Origin of the sequence: Pseudanabaena sp. lw0831 (assembly GCF_016584665.1) — a bacterium.
GTDB lineage: Bacteria > Cyanobacteriota > Cyanobacteriia > Pseudanabaenales > Pseudanabaenaceae > Pseudanabaena.
On sequence record NZ_BBJB01000085.1, the window covers coordinates 55,491 to 81,920 of the forward strand.

At 42.2% G+C, this 26,430-nt stretch carries 17 protein-coding genes; 6 read left to right on the forward strand and 11 right to left on the reverse strand.

Annotated elements, in window-relative coordinates:
- Nucleotides 1–7: 7 nt before the first annotated feature.
- From APA_RS18250 to APA_RS18275, 6 genes are all read right to left on the reverse strand, one after another.
- Nucleotides 8–3,601 (reverse strand): hybrid sensor histidine kinase/response regulator, encoded by a 3,594-nt coding sequence (locus APA_RS18250; RefSeq protein ID WP_201323681.1) that lies wholly within the window; start codon nucleotides 3,599–3,601, stop codon nucleotides 8–10.
- Between the two features lie 48 nt (nucleotides 3,602–3,649).
- Nucleotides 3,650–6,286 (reverse strand): methyl-accepting chemotaxis protein, encoded by a 2,637-nt coding sequence (locus APA_RS18255; RefSeq protein WP_201323682.1) that lies wholly within the window; start codon nucleotides 6,284–6,286, stop codon nucleotides 3,650–3,652.
- A gap of 70 nt (nucleotides 6,287–6,356) precedes the next feature.
- Nucleotides 6,357–8,693 carry a methyl-accepting chemotaxis protein gene (locus APA_RS18260; RefSeq protein WP_201323683.1) on the reverse strand — a complete coding sequence of 779 codons (2,337 nt, stop codon included), beginning with the start codon at nucleotides 8,691–8,693 and terminating at the stop codon, nucleotides 6,357–6,359.
- 61 nt (nucleotides 8,694–8,754) lie between these two features.
- Nucleotides 8,755–9,285, reverse strand: coding sequence for a chemotaxis protein CheW (locus APA_RS18265; protein ID WP_201323684.1), 531 nt, complete (start codon nucleotides 9,283–9,285; stop codon nucleotides 8,755–8,757).
- Nucleotides 9,286–9,298: 13 nt separating this feature from the next.
- Nucleotides 9,299–9,664 (reverse strand): response regulator transcription factor, encoded by a 366-nt coding sequence (locus tag APA_RS18270; RefSeq protein ID WP_103666878.1) that lies wholly within the window; start codon nucleotides 9,662–9,664, stop codon nucleotides 9,299–9,301.
- A gap of 105 nt (nucleotides 9,665–9,769) precedes the next feature.
- The gene (locus APA_RS18275; protein WP_201323685.1) at nucleotides 9,770–10,960 is read right to left on the reverse strand and encodes a response regulator; all 1,191 of its coding nucleotides are present in this window, start codon (nucleotides 10,958–10,960) and stop codon (nucleotides 9,770–9,772) included.
- Nucleotides 10,961–11,459: 499 nt separating this feature from the next.
- On the opposite strand from APA_RS18275, the gene APA_RS18280 reads away from it, so the two are divergent.
- Entirely contained in the window at nucleotides 11,460–15,020 is a 3,561-nt protein-coding gene (locus tag APA_RS18280; RefSeq protein ID WP_201323686.1) for a PAS domain S-box protein, read from the forward strand.
- Nucleotides 15,021–15,123: 103 nt separating this feature from the next.
- On the opposite strand, the gene murF is transcribed toward APA_RS18280, so the two are convergent.
- The 4 genes from murF to APA_RS18300 form a co-directional block, all read right to left on the reverse strand.
- Nucleotides 15,124–16,560, reverse strand: coding sequence for a UDP-N-acetylmuramoyl-tripeptide--D-alanyl-D-alanine ligase (murF, locus tag APA_RS18285; protein WP_236579830.1), 1,437 nt, complete (start codon nucleotides 16,558–16,560; stop codon nucleotides 15,124–15,126).
- A 139-nt stretch (nucleotides 16,561–16,699) separates the two neighbouring features.
- Nucleotides 16,700–17,803: a hypothetical protein gene (locus APA_RS18290; protein WP_201323687.1), complete on the reverse strand. Its 1,104-nt coding sequence runs from the start codon at nucleotides 17,801–17,803 to the stop codon at nucleotides 16,700–16,702.
- 332 nt (nucleotides 17,804–18,135) lie between these two features.
- On the reverse strand, nucleotides 18,136–18,912 hold the full coding sequence (locus APA_RS18295; RefSeq protein ID WP_201323688.1) for a TrkA family potassium uptake protein: 777 nt from the start codon (nucleotides 18,910–18,912) through the stop codon (nucleotides 18,136–18,138).
- Nucleotides 18,913–18,989: 77 nt separating this feature from the next.
- Complete coding sequence (locus tag APA_RS18300) at nucleotides 18,990–20,324, reverse strand: TrkH family potassium uptake protein (RefSeq protein ID WP_201323689.1); 1,335 nt, start codon at nucleotides 20,322–20,324, stop codon at nucleotides 18,990–18,992.
- A 237-nt stretch (nucleotides 20,325–20,561) separates the two neighbouring features.
- Here APA_RS18300 and APA_RS18305 point away from each other — a divergent pair, with 237 nt between their 5' ends.
- From APA_RS18305 to APA_RS18315, 3 genes are all read left to right on the forward strand, one after another.
- A complete protein-coding gene (locus tag APA_RS18305) occupies nucleotides 20,562–20,942 on the forward strand; it encodes a hypothetical protein (protein ID WP_201323690.1) in 381 nt (126 codons plus the stop codon).
- Nucleotides 20,943–21,123: 181 nt separating this feature from the next.
- Nucleotides 21,124–21,573 (forward strand): NAD(P)H-quinone oxidoreductase subunit N, encoded by a 450-nt coding sequence (locus APA_RS18310; protein WP_201323691.1) that lies wholly within the window; start codon nucleotides 21,124–21,126, stop codon nucleotides 21,571–21,573.
- Nucleotides 21,574–21,789: 216 nt separating this feature from the next.
- A complete protein-coding gene (locus tag APA_RS18315; protein ID WP_201323692.1) occupies nucleotides 21,790–23,589 on the forward strand; it encodes a DUF3685 domain-containing protein in 1,800 nt (599 codons plus the stop codon).
- Between the two features lie 29 nt (nucleotides 23,590–23,618).
- Here the strand turns inward: APA_RS18315 and APA_RS18320 are convergent, their stop codons facing one another.
- Nucleotides 23,619–25,118 (reverse strand): class I adenylate-forming enzyme family protein, encoded by a 1,500-nt coding sequence (locus APA_RS18320; protein ID WP_201323693.1) that lies wholly within the window; start codon nucleotides 25,116–25,118, stop codon nucleotides 23,619–23,621.
- Between the two features lie 204 nt (nucleotides 25,119–25,322).
- On the opposite strand from APA_RS18320, the gene psb29 reads away from it, so the two are divergent.
- A complete protein-coding gene (gene psb29, locus APA_RS18325; RefSeq protein WP_201323694.1) occupies nucleotides 25,323–26,045 on the forward strand; it encodes a photosystem II biogenesis protein Psp29 in 723 nt (240 codons plus the stop codon).
- A gap of 50 nt (nucleotides 26,046–26,095) precedes the next feature.
- Complete coding sequence (gene cutA / locus APA_RS18330) at nucleotides 26,096–26,422, forward strand: divalent-cation tolerance protein CutA (protein WP_201323695.1); 327 nt, start codon at nucleotides 26,096–26,098, stop codon at nucleotides 26,420–26,422.
- Nucleotides 26,423–26,430 lie beyond the last annotated feature (8 nt).

The following is a 26,430-nucleotide window of genomic DNA, read 5'->3' on the forward strand; positions in this document are numbered from 1 at the left end:
GCTCCATCTATACGAGTAGTAGTTGGATAGTTTTGATTAATTCTTGTTCTAAATAGGGTTTGGTGAGATATCCTGAAGCGCCAAGCATCTGAGCAACTCCGCGATGCTTAGCACCGCTACGAGAAGTGAGCATAACAACGGGAATATCTTGATAGCGGCTATCTTTATGACAGGCGGCTAAAAATTCAAATCCATTCATATTCGGCATTTCCACATCACACAATACTGCTTGGATTTCAGAAGATCTAGCAAGTTGCTCGATCGCTTCGCGTCCATCGCTAGCTTGGATAACTTGGTAGCCAAATTTCTCTAAGGTCAAATAAAGTGCTTGGCGAGCAGTGAGTGAATCATCCACAATTAGGATCGTTTTCCGCTGCGGTGGATTGGGCTTAGATGCGGCTAATAACGGTGGAGTGGCGACTGTACCTGAAGATGTATCTGCCGATGGCGATGCTGATAGCAAGGATTTAGTAGACTGTTTGATAGAAAGCAAAACTGAACTATCAATTACAGGAACAAGTGTTCCATTACCCAACACAGTACAACCGTATAGATAGGGGGGCGGCGTGATTGCTTTACCAAAAGGTTTAATCGCTAACTCCTGCTCATTAAGTACGCGATCAATGGGGAGCGCCACAACTTGATCGCCATCAGAAAACAGCAGCAAAGTGGTCTGATTTTCTTCGTTAAATGACTCCGTGTTAAACATATCTAGAGATTGCTTGGGCAATGGATATCCATCAGCGAATAAAGATATCGGATATAGAGGAACCAGCCGATCTTCAAAACGATAGAACTCATTACCTTGGATAATTTGAATTTCATCGCTATCAACGGTGATAATTCCTAGCAAGCTATCGATCGCGATCGCTAATAAGCGTTCTTGAATGCTGAAAATCATCAGCTTGGCAATGCTCAGTGTTAGAGGTAATTTAATCGTAAAAGTCGTACCCTGTCCTAGTTCTGACTTAACTTCAATTGCACCTTTAAGACTACGGACTTGCTCTTGGACAGTCGATAGTCCCATTCCCCGCCCAGAGAGATCGGATACTACATCCGCAGTCGAAAAATTAGGTTCAAATAAAAACTGATAAACTTCATCATCGGTAATCTGATTGGCTTGTTCAGGCGATAATAAACCAGATGCGATCGCCTTTGCTTTAACATTATCAGGGTTAATCCCTTGACCATCATCTTTGATTTCGATATAGGTTTGATTGCCGCGATAATAAGCACGAATCTCAATGCTTGCGATCAAAGGCTTCCCGCGATCGAGACGCTTTTGAGCCGACTCAGTACCATGATCGAAAGCATTACGGACTAAATGCACAAAGGGATCGTAAAGCTTTTCCAATATAGATTTATCAACTAATGTCCCTGTGCCAAATAATTTTAGATTGACCTGTTTGTTATATTTGTTTGACATCTCCCGCACCATGCGCGGCAAACTGCTGAGAATATCTCCTAGTGGCAACATCCTCGACCACAGTAAGTCATAACGTACTTGTTTGAGAATTTGCTGCTTGCGCCGTTGAGTTTGCTGCGTCTGTTGCATTAAAACCGTCATATCGCGCATCCCTTCATCCATTTGCGCAATATCTTCGAGTGCTTCTTGGATAAAACTATGCAGATGGCTGTAAGAATCCATTAACAATGGGTCGAAATCTGCTAGTAGATTCGTAGAAGTAGAAAAGCTGCTGGAAATATCATTTGCCTTGTTGGCATCGAGAGGAGAAGAATCTACAGTTAGTTCTTGAGTTCTAACTTGCGATCGCTGGGCTTTATCGAGCCATGTTTGCAGATTTTTAGAGAGTTGATCAAACCCTTTAAATTGCTTTTGAATGCGTTCAATTTTGGCTTGAAGCTGCTGATTTTGAAGAATTGAGGCATTCTCTTGTGTCACTAATTCACTAGAATAATTATTTAATCGCTCTAATCTGGGTACAGCGACTCGAATAGTTTCGGCAATGGAAGGAATAACATTTTTAGGGGTACTGACAATTTCTTGGGTAACATAATTAGCTGATATTTTCTTGGGGGTCTGTGGTACAGTTTCAGCTAATTGGGAAGAAGATTTATTAGTTAATGAGGATTCTTGAGGTTCAAAGAAATTAGAGAGTTCAGATATATCTGATACTTCATCAAAACCATTAAAAGCATCTGTTTCCGTATGCTCATTGTCATTCTCATCCAGATCCTCAGAAAAAATATCAAAATCAAAATTTTGCTCGAGTTGATCGATATCTAGAGCCTCAAAGTTCTCAAATTCTGACATTGTTTCCGATAACTCCGAATTGATCCCTGAGCTGATTAAGGAAACATCAAATTCTTGAGTATCTACAAATAAATCTAATTCCATTTCTGGAGAATTATCGACAAAACTATCTGTGGCTAGATCTATCTGTGTTTCTAGTTGTAGATCTTCATCCAGATTTGTAGAAAAAATATCAAAATTTTGATCGAGTTGCTCAAGATCCTGAGCCTCAAAGTTCTTAATTTCTGATGTTGCTTCCCATAACCCTGAATTGATTAAGGAAATATCGTCAAGATGATCAAATTCTTTGGTGTTTGCAAATATATCTAAGTTTAATTCTGAAGTTAAACCTGTCTGTGTTTCTAGTTGTAGATCTGAGTTAGTCTCTGGATATACAATCTCATTTAATTCCTGCTCTAAAGACTGGAACCAATCATCATCGTCAAAATTTGTCTCAGTCTCAAAAGTGGCTTCTTCTATCAAAGCTGGAATTGTTGCTGTCGGAACTGTTACTGTCGGATTTTTTACTGTTGGACTAGATTGAGCTTGATTAGCTTGAGAATGAGATTTTGTTAGGGCAATTAACTCTGGACTTGGTTGCCCGCCTTGAGTGCGATCGCCTGCCAAAACTTGAGCGCGTGCCGCTTCAAAATTAGCGACGGCAACTTTGCCCACCAAAATTGGATTGTCAGAATTATGTGCAAGCGCCTGTAGGGTTGCATCGGAGATCGCCTTAAACCCAGATAAATTTAATAATTCGCCAATACCGCTAAATACTTCTATTTGCGCTCGGATTTCCCCTGCTACAGGTACACCTTCAGGATTTGCAAGGACGCTTTGTAAGCGAGTAAGCCCCTGTTGGACATCGCCTTCAAAGACGATCTGAACAATGTCAACACCTAACTCAGCCGCAGTTGGTAATTCAACATCTTCATCCGTATCACCCAAATACAGCTTTAGTACTTCAAATACTGGTTCCGCCGCCGCGATCGCGGCGGCGGATTCGTATTGTCCTGATTGCAGTTGATCCATTAATGGCAAGCGCAAGCAGTCATAAGCTTGCAATAGTAATCCCTCAACATCTGCATCAATTTCGCCTTCAAAACGGTATAGCGATCGGAAGACATCTTCTAATTGATGGGCGATCGTTTTGATGCCTTCGAGATTGAGGCTAGCGGAACCGCCTTTAATCGAGTGAGCAGCTCGCATGATCGAGTGGATATTATTGGTACTGCGATCTTCCCGCAGAGAGAGTAAGCCTGTCTCAATCGTCTGCAAAAATTCAGGTGCTTCTTGCTTGAAAAATTGGTAGGCCTGATCGTGAATTTCTCTTTCTGTGCTGTACATGGCTGCTATCCTGCTTCTTTTGCTTGATTCTCTCTCTAGTAATGGATTCTAGGCGTTGACTTTAAACTGAGCTACGCTGACTTGCAATTCTTCGGCAACTTGCAATAACTCGCTAAAGGACTCGTTAAGATTTTGGGCATAAACAGAGTTAGAAGTGGCGATCGCAGCTACGTTTTGAATCGTTTGGCTAGCCTCATCCGAAGTCTGTGATTGCAAAGAAGCTGATTGAGCGATTTCTCTAACTAATTGGTTAACTTGTTGACTAGATGCCGAAATATCAGTTAGCTTCAGGCGGGTTTCTTCAACCAATTGCGAACCACTGTTTACTTGTTTTGTCCCCATTGCCATAGCCTTGACGAGATCATTAACTTGCGATTGAATTTCCTCAATCAATTGCCGAATTTCGGTGGTAGCCTTTGCCGAACGTTGAGCAAGTGCTCGTACTTCGTTAGCAACTACGCCAAAGCCCTGACCTTCCTCTCCAGCTCTTGCGGCTTCAATCGAAGCATTCAGCGCTAGCATATTTGTCTGATTGGCAAAACCACTAATCAGTTTGACGACCTTAGAAATTTTCTGTGAAGCTTCTCCCAACTGCTGCACTTTTTCGGCGGTTTCGGCTACCGTCTCACGAATAGCCGTGAAGCCTTCAACGGTACTATTCATCGCCATATCACCTTCGAGCAGTGCTTGGTTTGTCGATTCCACCTGTGCTTCCGCTTGAACTGCACGCATTTCTACACCTGCGATCAATTCGGTGAGCGTATGAATTCTTTCAAGAGTCTGATCGATCGCTTGTACTTGTTCTGAAGCTCCATTGGAGACGTTTTCCATAGTTGGTTGATTCTTCAAAACGGTTTGAGATACAGACTGAGCAGCAGATTGGACTTCTAGTACCAGCTTGCGAAGGTTTCTAATGGTGGCATTATAGGAGTCAGCAATCGTACCAATTTCATCTTCGGTAACCTGAGCGCGAATTGTTAAGTCACCTCGACTGATCGGATCAACTTCGATCAGCAATTCCAAGGCTCGTTTTTGCAGAAATTCCTTCGCCTGACGTTGTTCTTGAATGCGCGATTCTGACTCGGTTTGAGCAACCTCCTGTCTAGCTAAAGCAATCCGCTCTGCTTCTAGCTGCTTCTCAGCAATCAGCACTTCTAGCTGTTCAGCCATGTTATTTAGCTCTTGTGACAGGGTGCCAATTTCATCACGGCGATCGCTATCAGTTAATCTTTCAGCCATTTCACCGCGACCCACTTTTTGGGTGAAACCTGACAAACGCCGCAACGGACTAGCAAAGGAACCAGCAATGATTAAACCGATCGCACTAGCAATTACAATCGAGATTAAGGCGATCGCATATCCAGCATTGGATAAACCACTTAACAAGTCCTGAATTTCGGATAGAGGACGACCCACATAAGCAATGCCAACAGGCTTAGCCTTATCATCAATCAGCTTGCGGTGATCATAAAGAGGGGCATAAAATGTCAAGTAATTGACACCTGTAATGTTCGTTTCCCCGATATATTCTTGACCTTGTTGAAGTACTGTATCTGATACTTCACGCGCCGCACGAGTGCCGATCGCTCTGGTGCTGTCTGCACTTTTAGTGTTGGGATCGACGTAAGGAACGTTCGTCGTGACCCGCCAATCTTGAGCGAAGATTGTTGCTGTTGGCATATTGTAGCGTACAGAAAACTTATCAACGATGCCATAATTTCGATTGAGCAAGGCTCCCACCACAGCAGTCCCAACTACTCGCCCTTTGACCTTGATTGGATACACTGCCATACTTACTAAGCCTGACTTACCTTGTTCAATGTCGTAGGTTCCTGTTGGAGCTGGCTGTTTTAATTCTTTCAGTCCCTGTGTTATTTGAGGGCGGATGCCAATGTTGGCTTGCTTTTCTAAGCCGAGGGCTTGCAGATCAGCCGATTTCACCAATTCGATCCCATACATCGGCTTGCCAGTTGCGATCGCATTTTTGACGATGGGGAGATTATCTAAATTGGTGTTGACCTTTACTGGTTCTTGTTTGTAAGACTGAACAGCTATTGCTGATTTCTCTTTGGCAGCCTTGATACTTAGTAGAGCTGGGTCTTTATAAGCCAGAAATGGAAACTTAGAAAAATCTTCTTGCAGGATCAGGACATTCCCTTCAATACTGCGACCACTGCTGTCTGTGATCAACTTTATATTCTTAATCGATTCAGGATCGACACCTTCGCCGCTAACTTGAAGCAATGGTTGCAGAATGGAGCGCTTAGCTGCTAGGGAAGTTGCATCGCTTAAATCTAGATTAGCATCTTCAATGCTTTTGGCGATCGCCTCGGCATCCTGCTTACTTTCATTATTTGTCCAAAGCACATATTCTGATACAAAGAATGAACCTTTTTCTTGTACTGAAGTACGTAATTCTCTAAGAGCAGCCTGTTCTGAAGATTTAACTAGTGTTTGTGTGACGATTATGACTGGCAGCCCCGAAGCCAACAATAGTACAATCGACAACTTCCAACGCACACCTAAGTTATTCCAAGCTTGTGCGGGCAACTTCCAGACAGGGATTTTAGGGCTAGGCAATTTCGTCTTTGTTATGGAAATTTGTTTGTCTTCCGATGATTTTGCAAGTGAGGTTTGCTCTGCATCCTCAGGTGATGGCATCTCTGGTTTGTCTTTAAGTAACATAATTTTCTCTAAATCTATGATCAATATTGAATTCAGATGGTCGTCGCTAAGCGGCGACCATCCAAGAGACTTAAGCAACCTTGAACTGAGATACACTCACCTGTAAATCTTGAGCAACTTGCAAAAGCTCAGAGAACGATCGCGCCACATCTTCAGACTGTTTAGATGTATCCTTTGCGATCGCGGCAATACTTTGCATTGTCTCCCCCATGTGATCGGAAGTTTGGGTCTGCGTATCCGCAGCGATCGCAATCTCGCGCACAATTGAGTTTACCTGTTTACTCACCATCGCAATTTGAGTTAGTTTTTCACGAGCATTTTGGACGAGTTTTGTGCCTGTGACCACCTGTTCTGTACCAGTCTCCATCGCTGCAACTACTTCATTCGTTTGCGACTGAATCTCTTCCACTAGTTGTTCGATTTCCGCCGTTGATGTTGCCGACTGCTCCGCAAGATCTCGGACTTCTTCCGCAACCACGCTAAAACCTCTGCCTTCTTCACCAGCACGAGCCGCCTCAATTGCAGCATTCAAAGCTAACAAGTTGGTTTGAGCCGCAAAGTTACTGATCAAGTTCACAATTCGCGAAATCTTTTGCGAAGTTTCTCCAAGACGCTTGACTTTTTTCGCAGTTTCCGACACAGTCTCACGGATCTCGGAAATGCCTTGAACCGTGCGGTTCATCGCCTCGTCTCCTTCTTTCAGAACCGATGCTGCTACTTGCATTCCCTGTTCAGCTTGTTTGGCTCTAGTTTCTACACCTCGACTTGACTCAGTCATGACTTTAATTTCTTGTAGTGCTGAGTTAATCGATTCTGACTGCTTCAATGCTTCATTAGAAACCGATCGCACCGACATTTCATTACTTATTGCCGTTTGGGTTACAGATTGCGAAGCTCCCTGAACTTCAACTACCAGTTTCCGCAAGTTACGAATAATTGCGTTATAAGAATCAGCGATCGTTCCTACCTCATCAGCAGTCACGTTTGCCCGAATCGTTAAGTCACCGCGACTAACAGGATCAACTTCCATCAATAGCTCTAACGCACGACGTTGCAAGAACTCTTTTTCCTGCTTCTGCTCTTCAGCCCGTTCATCTGCTTCCGCTCTTGCCTCTTGCCGAGCCGACTCCAATCTTCCTGCTTCTTGCTGCTGGATGTCACTCAGGTACTTGAGTTGCTCAGCCATCCCGTTAATGTTACTAGACAAGACTCCTAGCTCATCTTCACTTACTACGTCAAGGCGAGTATCTAGATCGCCTAGTCCAATCTTTTCGACCACCTTCGCGGCTTCCTGAATTGGTTTTACAGCTCGATTAGCGATTATTGCTGCTAGCAGAGCTACCAGTAAAGTCGTTATCCCTGTCCCAGTGGCTAGAGTAATCAACAGATCCCGTTGGGGTTTAAAAGCAACATCAGTATTCAGAGCCATGATGATGCCAAAATTGAGATTAGGCATATCTTGAAAATTAGGCAATGGCACATAGGTCAAAAGTTGCTCTTTGCCACCGACAAAACTCACCACCGTAATTGAAGTCTTGCTCGTAATTGCGGAAGCTAGCAGTGGATAAATATCCTTGGATTGCGCATCCAACTCGTCTATTTCCTTGGCTACAAATATTTTGCCTGAGACATCGGTCAAATGGTATTGATCATCATCGCTAGAACTAGCTTTAACAACATCCTCAAGTCTTTCAATCGGAGTCCTTGTCCTCACTACACCAATCAACTTGTCTGAGCCAAGTTCTTTGACAGGCGCAGAAATAAACAAGCTAACTTTTTTGGTGACTGTTGATTTCCCAGGCTGACTAATAAATGGTTTACCTGTAGATAAAGCAATTTTAAAGAAGTCACGTTCTTTGATATTTGGTGCAGGATCAGATGTAATCGTTGAACGAATTGGTGTGTTCCCCTCCAAATCTGCAAATGCAATTAAGTTATATATGCCATAGACTCTGGCATAGTCATTCAAAATAGCTTCGCGCTCAGCTTGGTTAATAACAGCTTGAGCTTTGCGGTTTGTAAAAATAGGATGATTTGCTAATACCTGAACATCACCATAGCGCTCATATGTAAAGCGATTAATTTTGTCGGCGATTGTATTTGTCTTTTGGAGTTGCGATTCGCGAATTTGCTCATCAAGTGAACGGCTAGAGAAGTAGTAAGCTGCACTACCGATCGCGACTACAGGAATCGTACTAATCATTACTGCTAGTAACGTGGCTTTGTTCCGCAGAGATAGCGATCGCCAGCCCCATTTTTTTGGTTTAGGCACTTGTGGAATGGGTGACAAGTCATCTTCTAGTAAGTTTTCGAGAGTCCCCGCATTACTTGCAGCAGCATTATTGCCATTTATGTCAGCAGCTCCTGATTGAGGTTGGTTTTTGGGCTGATTATTTTGTGTCAACATTGTTTTTGCTCCCTAAATGTCTAAAAAAGTATTTAAAAATAAAATTCGTAATTGTCGATATCTATGTACTTGTAATCTCGGCGATTGCATCGCCATCAAGCACTAAAAAAGTTTCTTCAGCACCACCACTCAACCAATAGCCTCGACAAGCCTGCATCATTGCTGGATTTGCAAATGTGAGAGATGAAGTTTGAATTGTGGAAATATCACATTTCACTATCTGCCCCACACGCGGCACTGCAAAGCCAATTATATTTTCTTGGCTACGCAGAAATACAATGTGACATTTGTCCTGAAGTTTCTCCTGTTCATATTGCTGTGCATAAAGAGGCTTATATCCCAAAAGACTAGCCAAATCAACGACCCAGATCACATCTCCACGCCAGTTATATATGCCCATGATGCTGGGAGCCAATCCTGCGATCGCTGTTACTTGTGTCAGACTAACCTTGACGATTTCGAGTAATTGCTGAGTTGGCAGCAAGGCTTGCTGATCCGCTTCCAAATAAAATGACAGAAATTGCTCAATCGTTGCTTGAGACTTAGCTAGCTGAGTTGATTTTTTCTGACTGCTAATCATCTGATTCGTCATAGCGATCGCTTTCCTAATCTTTGACTAATAACTTAATTGTGCGGATCAGTTCAGCAACATCCACTGGCTTGGTCAGATAAGCTGAAGCACCCTGTTTCATGCCCCAAAACTTATCCATTTCACCACTCTTAGTAGAGCAAAGAATGATCGGAATATCTTTAGTCTCAGGCTTATCTTTCAGATCTCGGCATAACTCAAACCCACTTTCATTGGGTAAAACCACATCGAGAACAATAGCACTAGGCTTTTGTTGGCTAATTTTAGTCCTAGCTTCATCGCCGCTCATTGCCAAAATCGTATTGAAGCCAGCATTTCTAAGACTACCTGTAATAATCTCAGCTTGAGTCATTGTGTCCTCAACCACTAAAATCGTACTCATATAAAAATTTTTTCCTTTACTTACTATTTTATTTATTGATGCGTTATTAATGCGTTTATTGACGCACTATTGATATTAATGCGTTGAATTAAGAGTTTCTGCAAGCTAATTGGGATCAGCAAGTTGCAAAAACTTACGCAGTATTTGCAGAACTTTGGCAGGATCTGGTGGTTTGCTCAAAAAGTCTGATGAGCCAGCCATCTTCGCTCTTACCCGATCAATCATCCCATCGCGCCCCGTCAAAATTACAATTGGGATTTCCTGAAATGTTGTGGTTTTCCGTAAAAAAGTACATAGTTCATAACCGTTAGTATTTGGCATCACCAAATCAAGAAAAATTAAGTCAGGCTTACGTTGCAATAAAGTACTAACACTTTGTAAAGGCTCAGTAATGCCCAGAACTTCATAGCCCAGAGGTTCGAGGATTCGCCTCATTTCAACTGCTACTTGAGGACTGTCATCAATACAAGCAATCAAACCTCGAAGTGGAACTTTACTCGGCTTACTGGGCAATTTCCAATTTGGTGATATCCAATCAGGAACTTCGTGAAACGCCACAATCCCATCTACCACTAAGGGTAATAGCGATCGCATCACGGCAATCATCGAGCAGTGCATGATGATTGACATATCCCATAGGGTATTTTTGCCATTAACAATTTTCTTGAGCGTTTTATAGGTTTTGCTCGTGATGGCTTCGGAATTTAACATCAAGTCTAATTGGTCTGAATTAGCAATATAGGGCGCTAAATCAAAGGAAAATCCTTGAATCATATTCTGTACATGGGATAATCCCGCCTGCTGCCACCTTAATTGGGCTGCAACAATGTTATCTAAAGTCTGGGTCGTAGGTAAAGCAACGATTGGCTTAAATGCTAAAGCTTCTAGGGGCTTCCAAGATGATTTTGGATTCTTTTGATCGCATAGGCTATAAAAGACTTCATGAATACTTGCCTGAATGATTGACCTCGCCTGCTCGGTCGTCAGTAAATTTTCGTGGATAGCCTGTTCAATGATCTTTACCTCCCAAGCGTCGGCAGTAGGCTTGGCTTGTTCGAGTAATTCTTGGATATTTACATTGGGTGAATGCTGACGAATCGCTCTTGCCAACCTGCGGACACGATGTTTGCCTCCAGTTGCATATACCAACCGTCCTAGGTAAAAATATACATTCCAAGCAGGATCAGCCTCTTGGTCTCCAGTTACCAACAGTTCACCAGTAGCCTGTTGAAACAGGACATGTAGCTGCTTCAAATCTTGAATAAACTTAGGTTGGGATTGAATTGATGTGTCCACTAGACAAGTCTGGTAAGTAGCATGTATGAGCAATACTGAAAATCACAGGCAACTAGAATATAGTCATTTGTCCTTATTACCTACTGATATAAATATCTGTTTACAAAGTAATCACAAGAAACTCACTAAGTAGCAATAGATACAGTTAAAACATCTATAAAAAAACTTTTTGCTTGATTCTATCTTAGAAGACTGGTTTCAGGATTACTATACTATAGGAATTATTCTTTTTCTCTGTGTTAAACAATTATTTAGTAAATTTCATTACTTCAGAGATTGACTTACAACACCATTGATACCCATAGTCCAAAATCGGTTTCATAATAAGAACTGCATTAGAACTGCTGAATTCAGAATCTAACTCAACAAAATCCAAAATCAGTTTCATAATGACAATCGTCGCAAATTTGTGATTGCCAAGTAAAAACCAAGAACTTGAAGTAGAATTTAGCTAAAGGATGTTTGTATAGAAATTTCATAAAATTTTGTGGATGCGCCTATGTATGCGAATAGTCAGGAAGTGCTACTTGAACAGGCGATCATTCGCTCTCCCTTAACGATCGCGGCAAGTGCAACTGTTGCCGACGCGATCGCCTTGATGAGTGTGGGGAGTCAAACTTGCAACTTATTATGTGAGATTGGCTCAGAAACAGATTTGCAATTATCCCACGCCCAAAACAGTTGCATTTTAGTAACTGAAGGGAAAAAACTGATTGGTATTTTGACTGAACGTGACTTGGTTAGGCTATGTGGACAAAACGCGAATCCTGAAACTTCGGCACAAAATTCGGCGCAAAATCTGCTCGAAACTGCGATCGCTGAGGTAATGACATATCCAGTTCAATCACTGTTGGCGTGGGAATTTACCGATATACTTGTGCCGATTAATCGCTTCCATCGCTATAAGATCCGACATTTGCCACTAGTAAATGATCTCGGCGAAATCGTTGGGTTGCTCACCCATGAGAGTTTGCGGCAATTATTACGTCCCATCGATATGTTGCGCTTGCGTAAGGTCAGGGAGGTGATAATTACCTGTGTAATTCATGCAAATCCTACAGCTTCAGTAGCGCAGATTGCCAACTTAATGCTGGAGAAGAAAGTAAGTTCAGTAGTGATCGTAGAAGAGGGGGATAATGGTTTATGCCCTGTGGGAATTGTGACTGAGGGAGATATCGTTCAATATCTTGCTTTAGAATTAGCGCTAGCGACAACATCTGTACAACTAGTGATGAGTTTTCCAGTTGCTACAGTCAGTCCAGATGAGACGCTTTGGACAGTGCGGGAGATAATGCAAGAGCGAATGATTAATCACTTAATTGTGACTAATCCAGATGGAACAATGGAGGGAATTATTAGTCAAAGTGATTTGCTTAATACACTTCAGCCCACAGAGATTTATAAATTAGTCTCGATGCTAGAAACAAAGATGTCTCGACTAGAGCAAGAGAAACTAGAGCTACTCCAAGGTCGTAATAAACTATTGGAGAGCCAAGTGCAAGCAAGCACATTTGCACTAGCAGGCAGTAATAATATGTTTCGTCAATTTGCCGAAAATAATCGTGGAGCGATTATTCTTCGTGAATTTAGCACTGGGAAGGTGGTGTATGTGAGTCCTCGATATGCTGATATTTGGGGGCATTCAAGTGAGTATTTATATCAAAATCCTGATATTTGGATGCAGTCGATCCATCCTGAAGATATTGATAGAGTTCTTCAACTTTATCAATTAACAGTTAGTAGTGGATTCTTTAGTGAGGAATATCGAATTATTCGTCCAGATGGCGATATTCGATGGATATGGGGACGCTGCTTCCCATTAAAAAATGCCAATGGAAAAATCGAGCAAATGGCTGCTATTGCTGAAGATATTAGCGATCGCAAGATTGCGGAAATAGCCTTAAGGGAGAGCGAACAACGGTTAAAAGCAAGCGAGTCTCTCTTAAGTGCCATGTTTGAACGTTCAGTTGTAGGTATGGCAATTACTGATGCTGACGGTAAATTTGTTAGGACTAATCCTTTTTATCAACAAATGGTTGGCTATTCTGAAAATGAATTGCAATTAATGCGATTTACTGACAATATGCTGCCAGAAGATATAGAAGATAATTTGCGACTGCGTACTCAAGTCTTGTCTGGTGAAAGTGAAAGCTATCAATTGGAAAAGCGGCTTTTACATCGAGATGGCAAAATGCTTTGGGTACGAACAACTAGTTCTAAAATATTGGATGAAGTTGGTCAGCCACCACTTTTTGTTGGGGTTATCGAAGATATTAGCGATCGCAAACAAGCTGAAGAATCTTTGCAAAGTTTGGTTGAGGGAACTGCGGCTCAAACTGGAGAGAATTTCTTACCTGCATTAGTGCAGTACATTGCTGATGCTTTAGAAGTGCGCTATGTATTTATCACACAGAAGAAAGGAGGAATTCTAGAAGCTAGGGCGGCGTGGATGGATGGACAACTTCATCCCACATTGTATTTTTCATTTGCAGATTCTCCCTGTACTTTAACAGTCAAAGAAGGAATATTTTTCTGTGCCGACAATTTGCAGCAGCATTTTGCTAAATGTGAATTTATAGAAAATCTGGATGTAGATTCTTATTTGGGAATTGCGATTGCCAATAGCAAAGGCGAAAAGATCGGTAGTTTATGCATTCTTGACGACAAACCCATCTCTCAAGTACAACGGGCAAATGCGATGTTACGAGTTTTTGCAGCAAGAGCCAGTGCAGAGATAGAACGACAAGAAGCGATCGACGATCTCTATCAACTCAATCAACAATTAGAGTCAAGAGTTGCTCAACGTACGCAAGAGCTTCAATTTACCAATCAGCAATTGAGCGCGGCTAATAATGAGCTAGCTAAGGCGACAAAACTTAAGGATGAATTTCTTGCCAATATGAGCCATGAACTTCGGACTCCGCTTAATGCTGTGCTAGGAATGTCTGAAGGTTTGATGACAGGAGTATTTGGAGATTTAAACGAGCGACAGATGCGATCGCTATCTCTAATCGAAACTAGTGGTCGGCATTTGTTGGAATTAATTAATGACATTTTGGATGTAGCCAAAATTGGCGCAGGTAAATTAGATCTGGATCTTAGTTCTGTAGCGATCGAATATCTCTGCAAATCTAGTCTAAATTTTGTCAAGCAAATTGCTAATCAGAAAAATATTCAACTCAAATTATCTGTCAACCCCAGTATCAAAATTATCACAGTTGATGAACGGCGGATGAGGCAAGCTCTAATTAACCTACTCAGCAATGCAGTCAAGTTTACGCCTAAAGGAGGGAAAGTTTGCTTAGAAGTTAATCTTCAAGCAACAGAAACAACAGAGCTAACCGCTGAATGCCCTTATGTAATGGTCTTCTCAATCATTGATACGGGTATCGGCATCTCTCCAGAAGATATCAGCAATCTATTTCAAGCTTTTGTCCAGATTGATAGCAGCCTAAATCGACAATATGCAGGTACGGGTTTAGGGCTTACTCTAGTCAAGCAGCTTGCGGAACTACATGGGGGCTGTGTGAGTGTTACTAGTCAAGTTGACAAGGGAAGTTGTTTTTCGATAATTTTGCCCTATACAGAATCGATTGAATTAGATAAATTAGATAGAGCCAAGCCTCCATCAAATTCCTTTGGCGAGAGTTATAACCAAGCAAGCAATTTAGAGAATAATTTAGCTGTTAATCCTTTGATTTTGCTAGCAGATGATAATCCCATTAATATTGAGACTTTCTCTAATTATTTAACTAATCGAGGATATCGACTAATTTTTGCTTCTAATGGTCAAGAAGCAATCAATATGACGATTGCCCAAAACCCTGATCTGATTCTGATGGATATTCAAATGCCAGTTCTAGATGGACTCAGCGCAATTGAAAGTATACGAGCAAATCCAGATGTAAACAATATTCCCATCGTGGCGCTAACAGCCTTGGCGATGACAGGCGATCGCGAAAAATGTTTAGCCGTTGGTGCGAATGAATATCTCGCCAAACCTGTGCAACTATCTCATCTAACAGCAATCATCCAACAACAACTCCAGAAGCCCATATAAATGGCGGTGCTACGCGCCGCCATTTATTCCCAAAAAGATAAATCGCCCGCTACGCGGGCGATTTATCTTTTTGGGTTTGAGTTTTTATTAATTGCAAAATAAACTATTGCCAAGTTTGGCGAAAGGCTCTGACAACTTGATCCATACCAACCGATCGCGAAGCTTTGAACAGAATACGATCGCCACTTTTAACTTTTTGCAAAAGCGTCTGCGTGATATCGTCATAGGACTTACAGGCGATCGCATATTTCAATGAACCATTAGCTCCTGCCAAAATCGCATCTGCTTCGCCATCGGTCAAGATAATCGTGCCTTCAATTCCTAATTTACTGATCGCTTCACCAACTTGACGATGCAATTGAGTAGACATCTTCCCCAATTCCTTCATCGTCCCCAAAACAGCCCAATGTCGCTTTGCTGGCATATCAGCAAGTTGGCGCAGGGCCGCCAGCATCCCCTCAGGGGAAGCATTATAAGTCTCATCAAGAATCATCACATCTTGAGACAACTCGTATACCTGCGCTCTACCAAACGGAAGATCGAGTTTCCCAATACCGTGAGTTGTCCGATCCCAATCGAGATTTAAGGCTCTGAGAACCGCTAAACCTGCCAAAAAATTTAAAGCATTATGACGACCTGGTAAAGGCAAGTCCCATGTTAGCCCTTCCACATGCAACTGCTGATCAATTAGTTCACCATTGATATCCCCAATCCCTAAGCCATAGGTGATCGTTTTGCCTTGCCAAACTTTGCTGGCACTTTCTAGTAAAAGCGAATTACTAGCATTGAGAACTGCCGTGCCAGTGGGAGAAGTCTCGGCTAAAAGTTCACATTTAGCTTGAGCGATCGCTTCGCGCGAACCCAATCTGCCAATATGTGCGGTTCCCACATTAGTGATTACGCTCACTGTCGGTAAAGCCGTTTTGGCGAGGCGTTCGATTTCGCCTAGACCACGCATCCCCATTTCTACAACTACAAAACTATCCCGCTCAGGGTCAATCGACAACAAAGTTTGTGCCACGCCAATATCATTATTATGGTTAGCCTGACTCTTGTGAACTCGCTGATCGGGAGCGACATAGCAAGCTAACATGCTGGCAATAATTTCTTTAGTGGTGGTTTTCCCCACTGAGCCAGTAATCGATACAACTGGTTGCAAAAACTGCGATCGCCACCAGCGGGCTAGATCTTGATAGGCCGTGATTATATCGTCAACAGCTAAGACGGGTAAACCGACGGCGGCATCCGAGCTAGCCCATTCACGGCTGACGAGTGCAGCAACTGCGCCCTGGGCGATCGCTTTTGCCACAAACATATGACCATCAAAGTTTTCGCCAGTTAAAGCCACAAATAACTCACCAGCTTTGAGTTTGCGGCTATCGGAAGTAACGCCCCTTATCGCTATGTTTTTTTGCGCGTTTTCGTCAATATTGGCAACCGTTGCCGATGTAATGGCGATCGCTTGGCTAATCGTACAAATACAGGTCATGCTTAATTTTTTCTGTTCGTAGCGGTTCTGTGCTTCGGATGGCAAACCCAAATTTGGTAAAAAAGTTACGCAACCCGATTAAATATAAATCCCCAAAATCTGTACCGCCCGCTTAGCGGGCGGTACAGATTTTGTTTCTGGGTTTTTAATTATGCCGAGGTACTTAGGTCTAACATTCCAAGCTTTATTATTATCGGGCTTCGGGCAGCACATCATCACCAAACATTTCATTCAAGGCGGTGAGATATGGCTCAAACTGCTGAACATGTTCTTCGCCAAGACAATTATGCATTTCTTGAGAAAGCAGTCTTAACAAAGTGCGCACTAGTTCCCAACTAACTTTTAAAGGTGGATAGAGCATGATACAGAGGGGGAAAAGCTCTTGCTGAATTGAAGCAACGCTTTTTTCGAGGGCACATAGACAAAGATAAACTTGAAACATCTCAATATCGCGCAAGCTAGAAATGCGAATTTGAGGTGAACTTAGCTCGCCGCTATAACACTGATAGTCAGAATGCATAATCAGTGTTTTTTGAGAAACTCGCCGTGCAATTTCACTAGTTCTTGTAAGCAAATGACGCACAGATTCTAGAGCAATTTCGTTATATTCTAGATCTCCAGCCGCTTCATAGCACCTTTGCAAGGGCATGTAGAGATGATCGTCAATGACTTTGAAGTAGGCGTTGACCATCAATTTTTCGAGTGGTGGAAGCGAGTCGAGAAGTAACTGCCCACTGTAATGAAACTGCATACTCACAAAACCGATCGCCCGCGCATCAACCGATGTGTATTTTTTGCGAATCTTACCGACTCTTTGCGCGATCGCGACTGAGAGTTGTCCAATTGTTGGGAGTTGAGTGTGGCTGGCTAGACTCAATTTTTGCCCATTGATGTTCAAGTCTATCTCTACAAACCGACTTTCAGCATTCTCTGTATACACCTTTAGAGACTGCTCTAACAGAAAACGAGAATCGGTGGCGATTTCCCAAGGATCGATTAAGTCTGCGGAAATGCCATGGGTTTGCAACTGCCCCATCAATAAATTTTCAGTTTTTGCCCAAGCTTGAGCGCTGGAGAAACGTAGAGACTGCAATAAATTTGCAGCAGTAGCCTCACGTCTTTCTGGTGATAAGATTTCCTCTAAATTATTAGATTTAGTATCTTGCTTGGGTGAGTCCGCTTGCAAATTTTGAATATACTTCTTTGCCCAAATATTTGCCAATGTTGGAATAGCAGCACTGGCAGCATTGTGAAAATCCTCCGCTAGATTATCTGCAAGCGTATGTCTAGTCATTGCGACTCCGAGAGTAAAATGTTTTGTTAAATTAGTCACATTATATTTCCTGTGCCTAAAATAGTTAAGGTTAAGTTAAAAACACTTATTAGGATTCAGTTTCTACCCAAAGCCAAAAAATTAGAGGCGGCGCTTTGCGCCGCCTCTAATTTTTTGGCTTTAGTCTATTTAACTCACCATACGCAGCAGATAGAATTCCTGCGATGGCTGAGGTTTAGGGCTGGCAAGAGGGCGCAGCCCCTACAGAGCATGAATTTAGACGCAATCCCCCCATGGTTGCCTTGATTCGCTACCAGCAAGAGATTCATCATCTGCGTTCTACGTAACATCAGCTATTTAAGTTTGACTTCTGATGATTGATGTAATGGTAACTGAGTTGTTACGGAAGTTCCATCGTTATTAAACAAATCACAGGAAATTGGAAGACGACTAATGTTTTTGTTGCTGCCAATTACGACGATCGCCGATCCTTTACACAGCTTTTGGGTTGGATCAGGGTTAATCTCAAACTTTTGATTATGGCTAACGGCAATCACGTTTACACCATAGTGACCACGCAGCTTTAGTTCTAGGATCGTCTTGCCATCAAACTCTTCAGGAACCATCACTTCGACAATACTATTATCTGGATCGAGTTCAAAGCGTTCTAAAATGCCTCGTTGAGTAAGCGATCGCGCTAAAGCTTTTCCCATTTCTGCTTCAGGATAAACAACCAGATCCGCACCAACTTTTTTGAGCAATGTACCATGTATTTCTGATGAAGCCTTAGCAACAACATGCTTCACTCCTGCTTCCTTCACATTAAGAGTAGTAATAATACTCTCTTCTAAGAAATTGCCGATCGCCACAATCACCGTATCAATTTCGAGAATGCCAGATTCTTTGAGCGCAAGTATATTAGTGGAATCTAATTGGATACAATGCGCCGCTAGGTTATTGGCACGGACATGACTGACACTCTCTTCATCTTTGTCGGCAGCTAAGACTTCATACCCCAATCGATCGAGGGTCGAACATACCGATCTCCCAAATCGCCCTAAGCCAATCACAGCAAATTGCTTATTCTCATGGCGCAGACTGCGAAAAAAGCTTAAAGAAGATATATCCACAAAATTTTCCTGTATTCCTGACGGTGATGTAATTTTATATATTACTAAAGACAGCGCGTAGCGCTGTCTTTAGTAGCTCAACCTACTAGCATCGACTCTTGAGGATATTTAATCAGACTATGACGGGTATCAGTGAAGATTGCTGCCATCAATAGTAATACCCCAACCCGACCGACATACATGGTGGCAATGATCACGATGCGACCTGCTGACGAAAGCGATGCAGTAATTCCAGTCGATAAGCCAACTGTTCCAAAGGCTGAAGTTGCTTCAAATAGGATATTTATAAAGCCAATATTGCGATCGGTTAAGGATAGTAACCCTGTTGAACAAATTACTGTAAATAATGAACCCACAGCAACACCAACCGCTTTTACAATCAGACCGTTTGGTACTTGTAGCTTATAAAGATTGATTTGATCTCGACCCTGCAATGCTGCACCCGTGCAACTAGCCAAAATCCTAGTAGTTGTTGTTTTAATGCCGCCGCCAGTGCCCCCAGGGCTTGCACCAATAAACATCAAGGCGATGGTGATAAATATTCCAGTTACAGTCATTTTGCCATTATCAATCGTATTGAAACCAGCCGTGCGCGTGGTAACTGACTGAAACCATGCACCTATGATCTGATCAAACAGTGGCAATTTACCCAATGTTTCGCTATTACTAAACTCTGTAAACCAGAAAAATATAGTGCCAAATAAGAGTAATGCGATCGTTGTACTGGTTGCTACGCAGAAGGTTAGGCTAAAGGAGATGTAATCGCGATCGCGTGAAAATTTTGTTCTTAGCCACAGATAGCCCTCCAAAATAACTTGATAGCCAATGCCACCAAAAATAATCAGTAAGCCAATAATGATACTAACCATGGGGGTGTTGACATAGCCCATCAAATTGTCGGTGAATAGGCTAAAACCAGCGTTGTTAAAAGCATTAACGCTATGAAAAATTGATTGCCAAACGCTTTCAGTAAAGCTCATTTTTTGACTAAAGATGGGAATTAGGGCAAATACTCCAGTCAATTCAAATAGTAGCGTCACGGCAATGATCGACTTAACTAGTTGCAGCCCACTACGAATACCAGAGGTATCTAAGGCGGACTGTAAAGTTACTTTGTCACGCAGGCTAAATTTACGTCCAATCAGCAATAGGAGGATGGTAGTTGCAGTCATATAGCCCAATCCGCCCACTTGGACTAACAATGTCAGGAATAGTTGTCCCCAAAATGAATAAAATTTACCGACATCAACTACAGATAAACCCGTTACACATACAGCTGAGGTCGATGTAAATAAAGCGGTGATCAGATCTGACCATGTGCCGTTACTAGATGATATCGGCAGCATTAGTAAAAATGTCCCAATTGATATGACAGCCACAAAGCCAAGACAAATTGTTCTAGCAGGGTTCACGTTGATTCCGCAAATATATCCGTGAGTTACAAAATTAATTCTATAGCGATTATTGGAAAATAGAGACGACACAAATTTGTGCCGACGCACAAACCCAAAGATTAGAAGCGGCGCAAAGCGCCGCTTCTAATCTTTGGGTTTGTGGTTAACCATACCCAAGGACAGAAGGGCAACATTAGATAAGAGTGTTACGATCGCTATTATGCAAATACAGGGTAAATACAGGGACTGAAACAAATGAAATACTACACATTTGGCAATAATTTTCCCAATGGCGGCGGTGGCGATCGCTGGTCAGGTGTGCGTTTTTGGCTAACGACTATGCTTGTTTTTTGGGCCTTTAGTGCGATCGGGCTAGGCTGGCTAGTTAACTCGTTTTTCATCTTGATTGGTTTAGTTACAGTTGTCCCTGTAGTCGCCTTTTTTGGTTTGCAATGGTGGATTAAGCGCAGCATCGTGACGGCAGATTGTCCTATGTGCGATACAACTTTTAATGCCTCAAGGTCAAGTCAGTTTCAATGCCCTAACTGCGGTGAACCTTTGCAAGAGCAGCAAAATAAATTTGTACGGCTTACCCCACCAGGCACAATCGATGTTGATGTCCAAGTTGTGGAATGAATCCAGCAGTTTGTGCCGTATTGCTAAAACCCAAAAACAAAAGGCGGCGCTTCACGCCGCCTTTTGTTTTTGGGTTTTAGCAATACCTAGAAAGCAAAAGGATGTGCTTCGCGCATCCTTTTGCTTTCTAGGTATAAAATACTGTTAGCTCTATATTTAGCGTTTAGCATAGGATGACACCATGCCCTTGATTGCAACCGATAAAATTGTTAAAGACATAGAAAAAGCAGGTGCTTTAGCAATGCGCGTTCCCCCTGAAGGTGGATATGAAGGTCGCTACCAACTCAGACTTAAGAATGCGGGTTATGACATTTTGTTCATTTCTGCGCGTGGTTTAGGTGATGTGAGTAGCTATCTCACTGGAGTTCATGGTGTGCGTCCTTCTCACCTTGGCAAAACCGAGATTCGGACATATTTCATCCCACCCGCGATCCAGCTGCGCCTCAATGCTTTACCCCCTAAAGCTAAGGGTTTAGTTGTGTGGCTGATTGAGGGTAAATATCTGTCTAAAGAAGAACTTGAGACTTTAAGCCAAATCCCCGATCTCGATCCACGAGTAAAAATCGTGATCGAAGTTGGTAGCGATCGGCAAGTGACTTGGCAACCTCTCAAACTAGCTGTTGCCGCTTAGCAACAAAAAAAGAGTCGCAAAGCGACTCTTTTTTTGTTTTTGAGATGATACGCTGATTGATCTAGCTAATGTTACGCAGAGGGAAGATGCCAATCCCACTGCTGATAGCAGAGCAGGGCAACCAAAAAGGGATTGCCCCACCTGAAAATTTAGGATTGTATAGGGGCTGTGCCACAGGGCGCAGCCCTTGATTTAGGCGATTTCAGGAATTTCCTTATGAGTGACGAGCTATATAAATTACTTTTAATAGATGCCGATCGCATTTTTCGGATGGGGATGAGATCGTGGTTAGCTCAATTTTCAGATTTGGAAGTGGTTGCGGAAGCGGAGACAGTTGACGAAGCTTTAGGGATTTTGCAAGGAGAATTAGATCTTGATTTAATAATTCTCGATCTTAATCTAGGTGCAAAAAATTTGGGATTAGGAAAAAGTAGTCGCCAATCTGATTTAGAACTATGCCAGCGCTTAAAATCTGAATATCCTAAATTGCCAATTTTGCTGCTAAGTTCTACCCAAGCTCCTGAATTGGTGGAGACGGCTTTTCGTGCTGGTGTTCAGGGATATTGCCTGAAGGGGACTAATCCTGATGAATTAATTACCGCTATTCGCCAAGTTGCCTCAGGAAATCGATATTTGAGCGATCGCATCAGACTCGGTATTGATCAAACTAATCAAGCCGATAAAGCCGATCGCTTAGTGAAAAACTTGCCTGAGCAGACTGTTGTGGCAATCGTGCGGCGTAATTTCTATTTATCGGGAATGAGAGGAATTGATCGAGTATTAGCCGAGGTAAAAGCAAATTTGGCTAATACCAATAATGAGCAGCTTAGCGATCGGATTGCCAAAATGGTTTTAGCGGGGCAAGCGCGAGAATTGCAAGCGGCGCGTTGGCTGGTTAATCGCCTATGGGGACAAAAAACAGCACCAGTTAATGCTTCCACAAATAATGCTTCTAATATTTTCGAGGAAATTTCTAAACCTAATGTGGAAATAAGCGATCGCTCAACTATTACATCACAAAATCAATCTGGGCAGAAATCAAATAATAATGCTTTAGCTGTTCAAGCGAGTCTATGGAACAAGACCGTTAACAAACTACAATCTAGTTTGTTAAATTCCAGCAAAACTCCTTTAGAAATTGATGTTTTAAAAGACGAAAAAAAACGTCAACTTCTTTATATTGCTTTGCATCAAGTTGAACAAAGTATTACTGATTTGCGGTTTTCTCAAATTAGCCCGTCACAGTTAGAATTGAAAATACCAGACATTTTAAAAAGTATTTGGCAGGAAACTGTAATTAATTTCTTTGGTAAATATTACGCTCTGAATGATCTTGCTAATGTTGATACTGAGGTTAATGTTGTTGATGTTTTGCTTAATGATGTAGCGATCATACAAATAGAGTTTTTAGATAAAATCACACAATTTGATAATTTTCTATCACATTTATTGTTTGAGACAGAATTAATTGTTGATAATTCTACCGCCGCCATGGGTACAACTGAAGCGATGCAGAGGGTGGAGTTAATCTTAGATAATTTGATTATTCAAATTGCTAATGCCGTGATTCAACCACTCTTAAATAATTTTGCAAATGTTGAAGAGATTAAACAAAATTTCTATCGTTATAATCTACTTGCTACCCGTGAAATTGAGAGATTTCGCAATGAATTATCTTGGAAATATCGCTTAGAGAAGTATATTACTGACCCACAATTAATCTTTGAAAGTCGCCATATGTTGTTGACATTTGCAGATTGCGGTATCAAAAAAGTAAGTATCTATACTCCGCGTAATCAAGAACTACAAAACCTAGAAGGAGTTCAGCTCGCGGTTACTTTGGCGCTAGAACTACAAGATGCGATCGCCCCACGCCTAAAATCTGCGATCGCCTTTATTGGCAGTGGATTTGTGTATGTATTAACCAATGTGATCGGTCGAGGCATTGGCTTAATTGGTCGGGGTGTGGTGCAAGGAATTGGCAATGCTTGGCAAGATAGCCGAACCAAAAAGTAGTAGATTACGGCGCTTCGCGCCGTAATCTACTAAAGGAGCGTGCTGATTTGTTGGACTAAAATATTTTTCTGGATTTTCCCCATCGCATTGCGAGGGATTTCAGTGACAAAAAATATTTGCTTGGGACATTTGTAGGCGGCGAGACGACTTTTGCAATAGGTAATTAACTCTTCAGGTGTAATATTGATCGCCTCTTTGAGGGCGATCGCAGCCACGACTTTTTCGCCAAAATCGCTATCGGGCAATCCCACTACTGCCGATTCTTTGACAGCCTCATGGGATTCGAGAACATTTTCGATCTCTTTGGGATAGACATTAAATCCACCAGTGATAATTAGTTCCTTAGCACGACCGACTAAGTACAATCTATTGCCATCATCGGGATCTTGAAATCCGAGATCGCCTGTGTGAAACCATCTATCAGTAAATGATTCTGCTGTTTTGTCGGGCATTCCCCAATAGCCTTGAAAGACATTTGCGCCACGTATCCAGACTTCCCCTACTTCTGCGATCGCCACATCATTACCATCACGATCAACAATGCGAATTTCTACACCTTCTAAAGGGAATCCAACACTCTTGGCTTTACGATGTTCTGGCGTAATGTGATTAGAAGCATTCATTCCTGTTTCGGTCATGCCATAACGTTCAAGAATGCGAAAACCTGTAATATTTTCAAATTGATAGAATTGTTGATCGCTAAGAGGCGCAGAACCACAGACAAATAAGCGCATCTTCCTTAATTCTGACTGAGTTTCTAATTTCGCCCATTCATTAATTAGTCGTTGATAAATAGTGGGAACGCCCATAAACAAGGTACAGTTTTTTGAGGCTAAGGTCTCCCAGACTTGGCGCGGCTCAAATTTCTCGAACATGAGCATGGTTGAGCCTGCGTAGAGACTGCCTAGAGCGGCGACATTCAAGCCATGCACATGAAATAGGGGTAAGACATGCAGCAAAATATCGCGATCGCTCCATTCCCAAGCTTGATGTAAGGCTCTCATATTGGCTATAAGATTATGATGAGAAATTGCCGCTCCTTTGCAGCGTCCCGTTGTGCCTGATGTGTAGCAAATCATCGCAATATCGTCACCACCTGCGGAGTATTTTGGAAGAACTGCTTCCTCTGTCGTCGGCAGTTCTTCTTCTTTTAGTAGGATTTTTAATTCTGATAAATGTTGAATTGCCGATCGTACTTTGCTAAGGCGATCGCTAGTGGTCACAAACAGTGAACTACCCGAATCCGTTAAAAAATAGACAATTTCTTCAGGACGATAATCTGGATTTAGCGGTAGGGAGATCGCGCCGATGGAGAGAATCGCAAAGTGAAAGAACAGAAACTCGACGCATTTTGGTAGTTGAACTGCTACGCGATCGCCTTTTTTGATGCCTAAGCGATCGAGGTTAGTTGCATAATTCTGTACTTGGCGATCGAAATCTCGGTAAGTCCAAGTTTTACCTGCAAAGACGATCGCTGGTTTGTCAGCGTATTTTGCTGCGGTTTCGGAAATTAGCCGAGCTAAATTCATGACTAGATTTACCTAAATTTTCTAATTATTGTAGGGACAGCGCTTCGCGCTGCTCCTAATTTTATACATAAAATCCAAAAAAGCGAGTGGCGGCACGAAGCGCCGCCACTCGCTTTTTTGGATTTTATGTACAGCGATAGACTGATGCTATGGCTAATTGTGCGATGATAATTTTAACTATCTTGTCTTTAGGTTTTGTTGACTGTGAATACCGTTCGTACTGTTTCTGATACTAAAAAAGATTTTTATTTAGCCTTCCCCAAGCCAGTCAATCAAGTCTATAGACGGGTTGTGGATGAGCTTTTGGTAGAAGTCCATCTGCTGAAAGTAAATCAAACATTTGTTTATGATGCAATTTTCGCATTAGGATTTGTGACAACTTTCGATCGCTTTACAGTGGGGTACAAGCCTGAAACCGATCGCTTTGCGGTATTTCATGCATTATGTTCAGCACTGCAATTTGACTCCGATCGCATTCGCCAAGATGCCACAGCTCTGAGCGACTTAGCGGCGCGATCCGCAAGTGATATTAAAACGCTATTGACCAACCTAGACTCTGGCATTAATCTTGAGCCTTTGTCTGGACAATTACACACGATCGCTAACAAAGAAAACTTTAAATACAGTCGTTTGCTCGGTGTCGGGCTGTACGCATTGTTAGAGATTGGCGATCCTGACGATATCGCCGATAACACCAAGCGTGAAGAAGTGCTCAAGCTAGTGGGTGAAACGCTGAAATTTGGTAGCGATCGCTTACTGAAAGATATTGATCTGTATCGCTCTAACCTCGACAAGATCGAGCAAGCACGTCAAATGATCGCTGATATGGTAGAAGCTGAACGGAAAAAACGTGCTCAGAAAGAAGCCGCATCAGTTAGTGCTGTAACTACCGAACCCGCAAGTGAAACTCCAGAAACTACGGCATAAGATCAAAAGATGGAAGGCTCTGCCTTCCATCTTTTGATCTGTGATTAATCATGTCAAGCTTAGAACCGACTTTAATCGTGATCATGACAACTTTCCCTGAAATTAATCAGGCTCAAAGTACTGCCAATTTATTGGTTACAGAAAAACTTGCGGCTTGTGTACAAGTCTTACCTAGCATGACTTCTACATATATATGGGAAGGCGAGCTTTGCCACGAGTCCGAGCATTTAGTCTTAATCAAAACTTTGCAAACTAATTATGATGCGTTGGCATCTAGACTGCGATCGCTACACCCATACGAAACTCCAGAAATTATTGCTATACCTGCGATCGCTGTTGATCGAGACTATCTTCTCTGGGCAAGCGCTACTTTGTAAAATTAAAG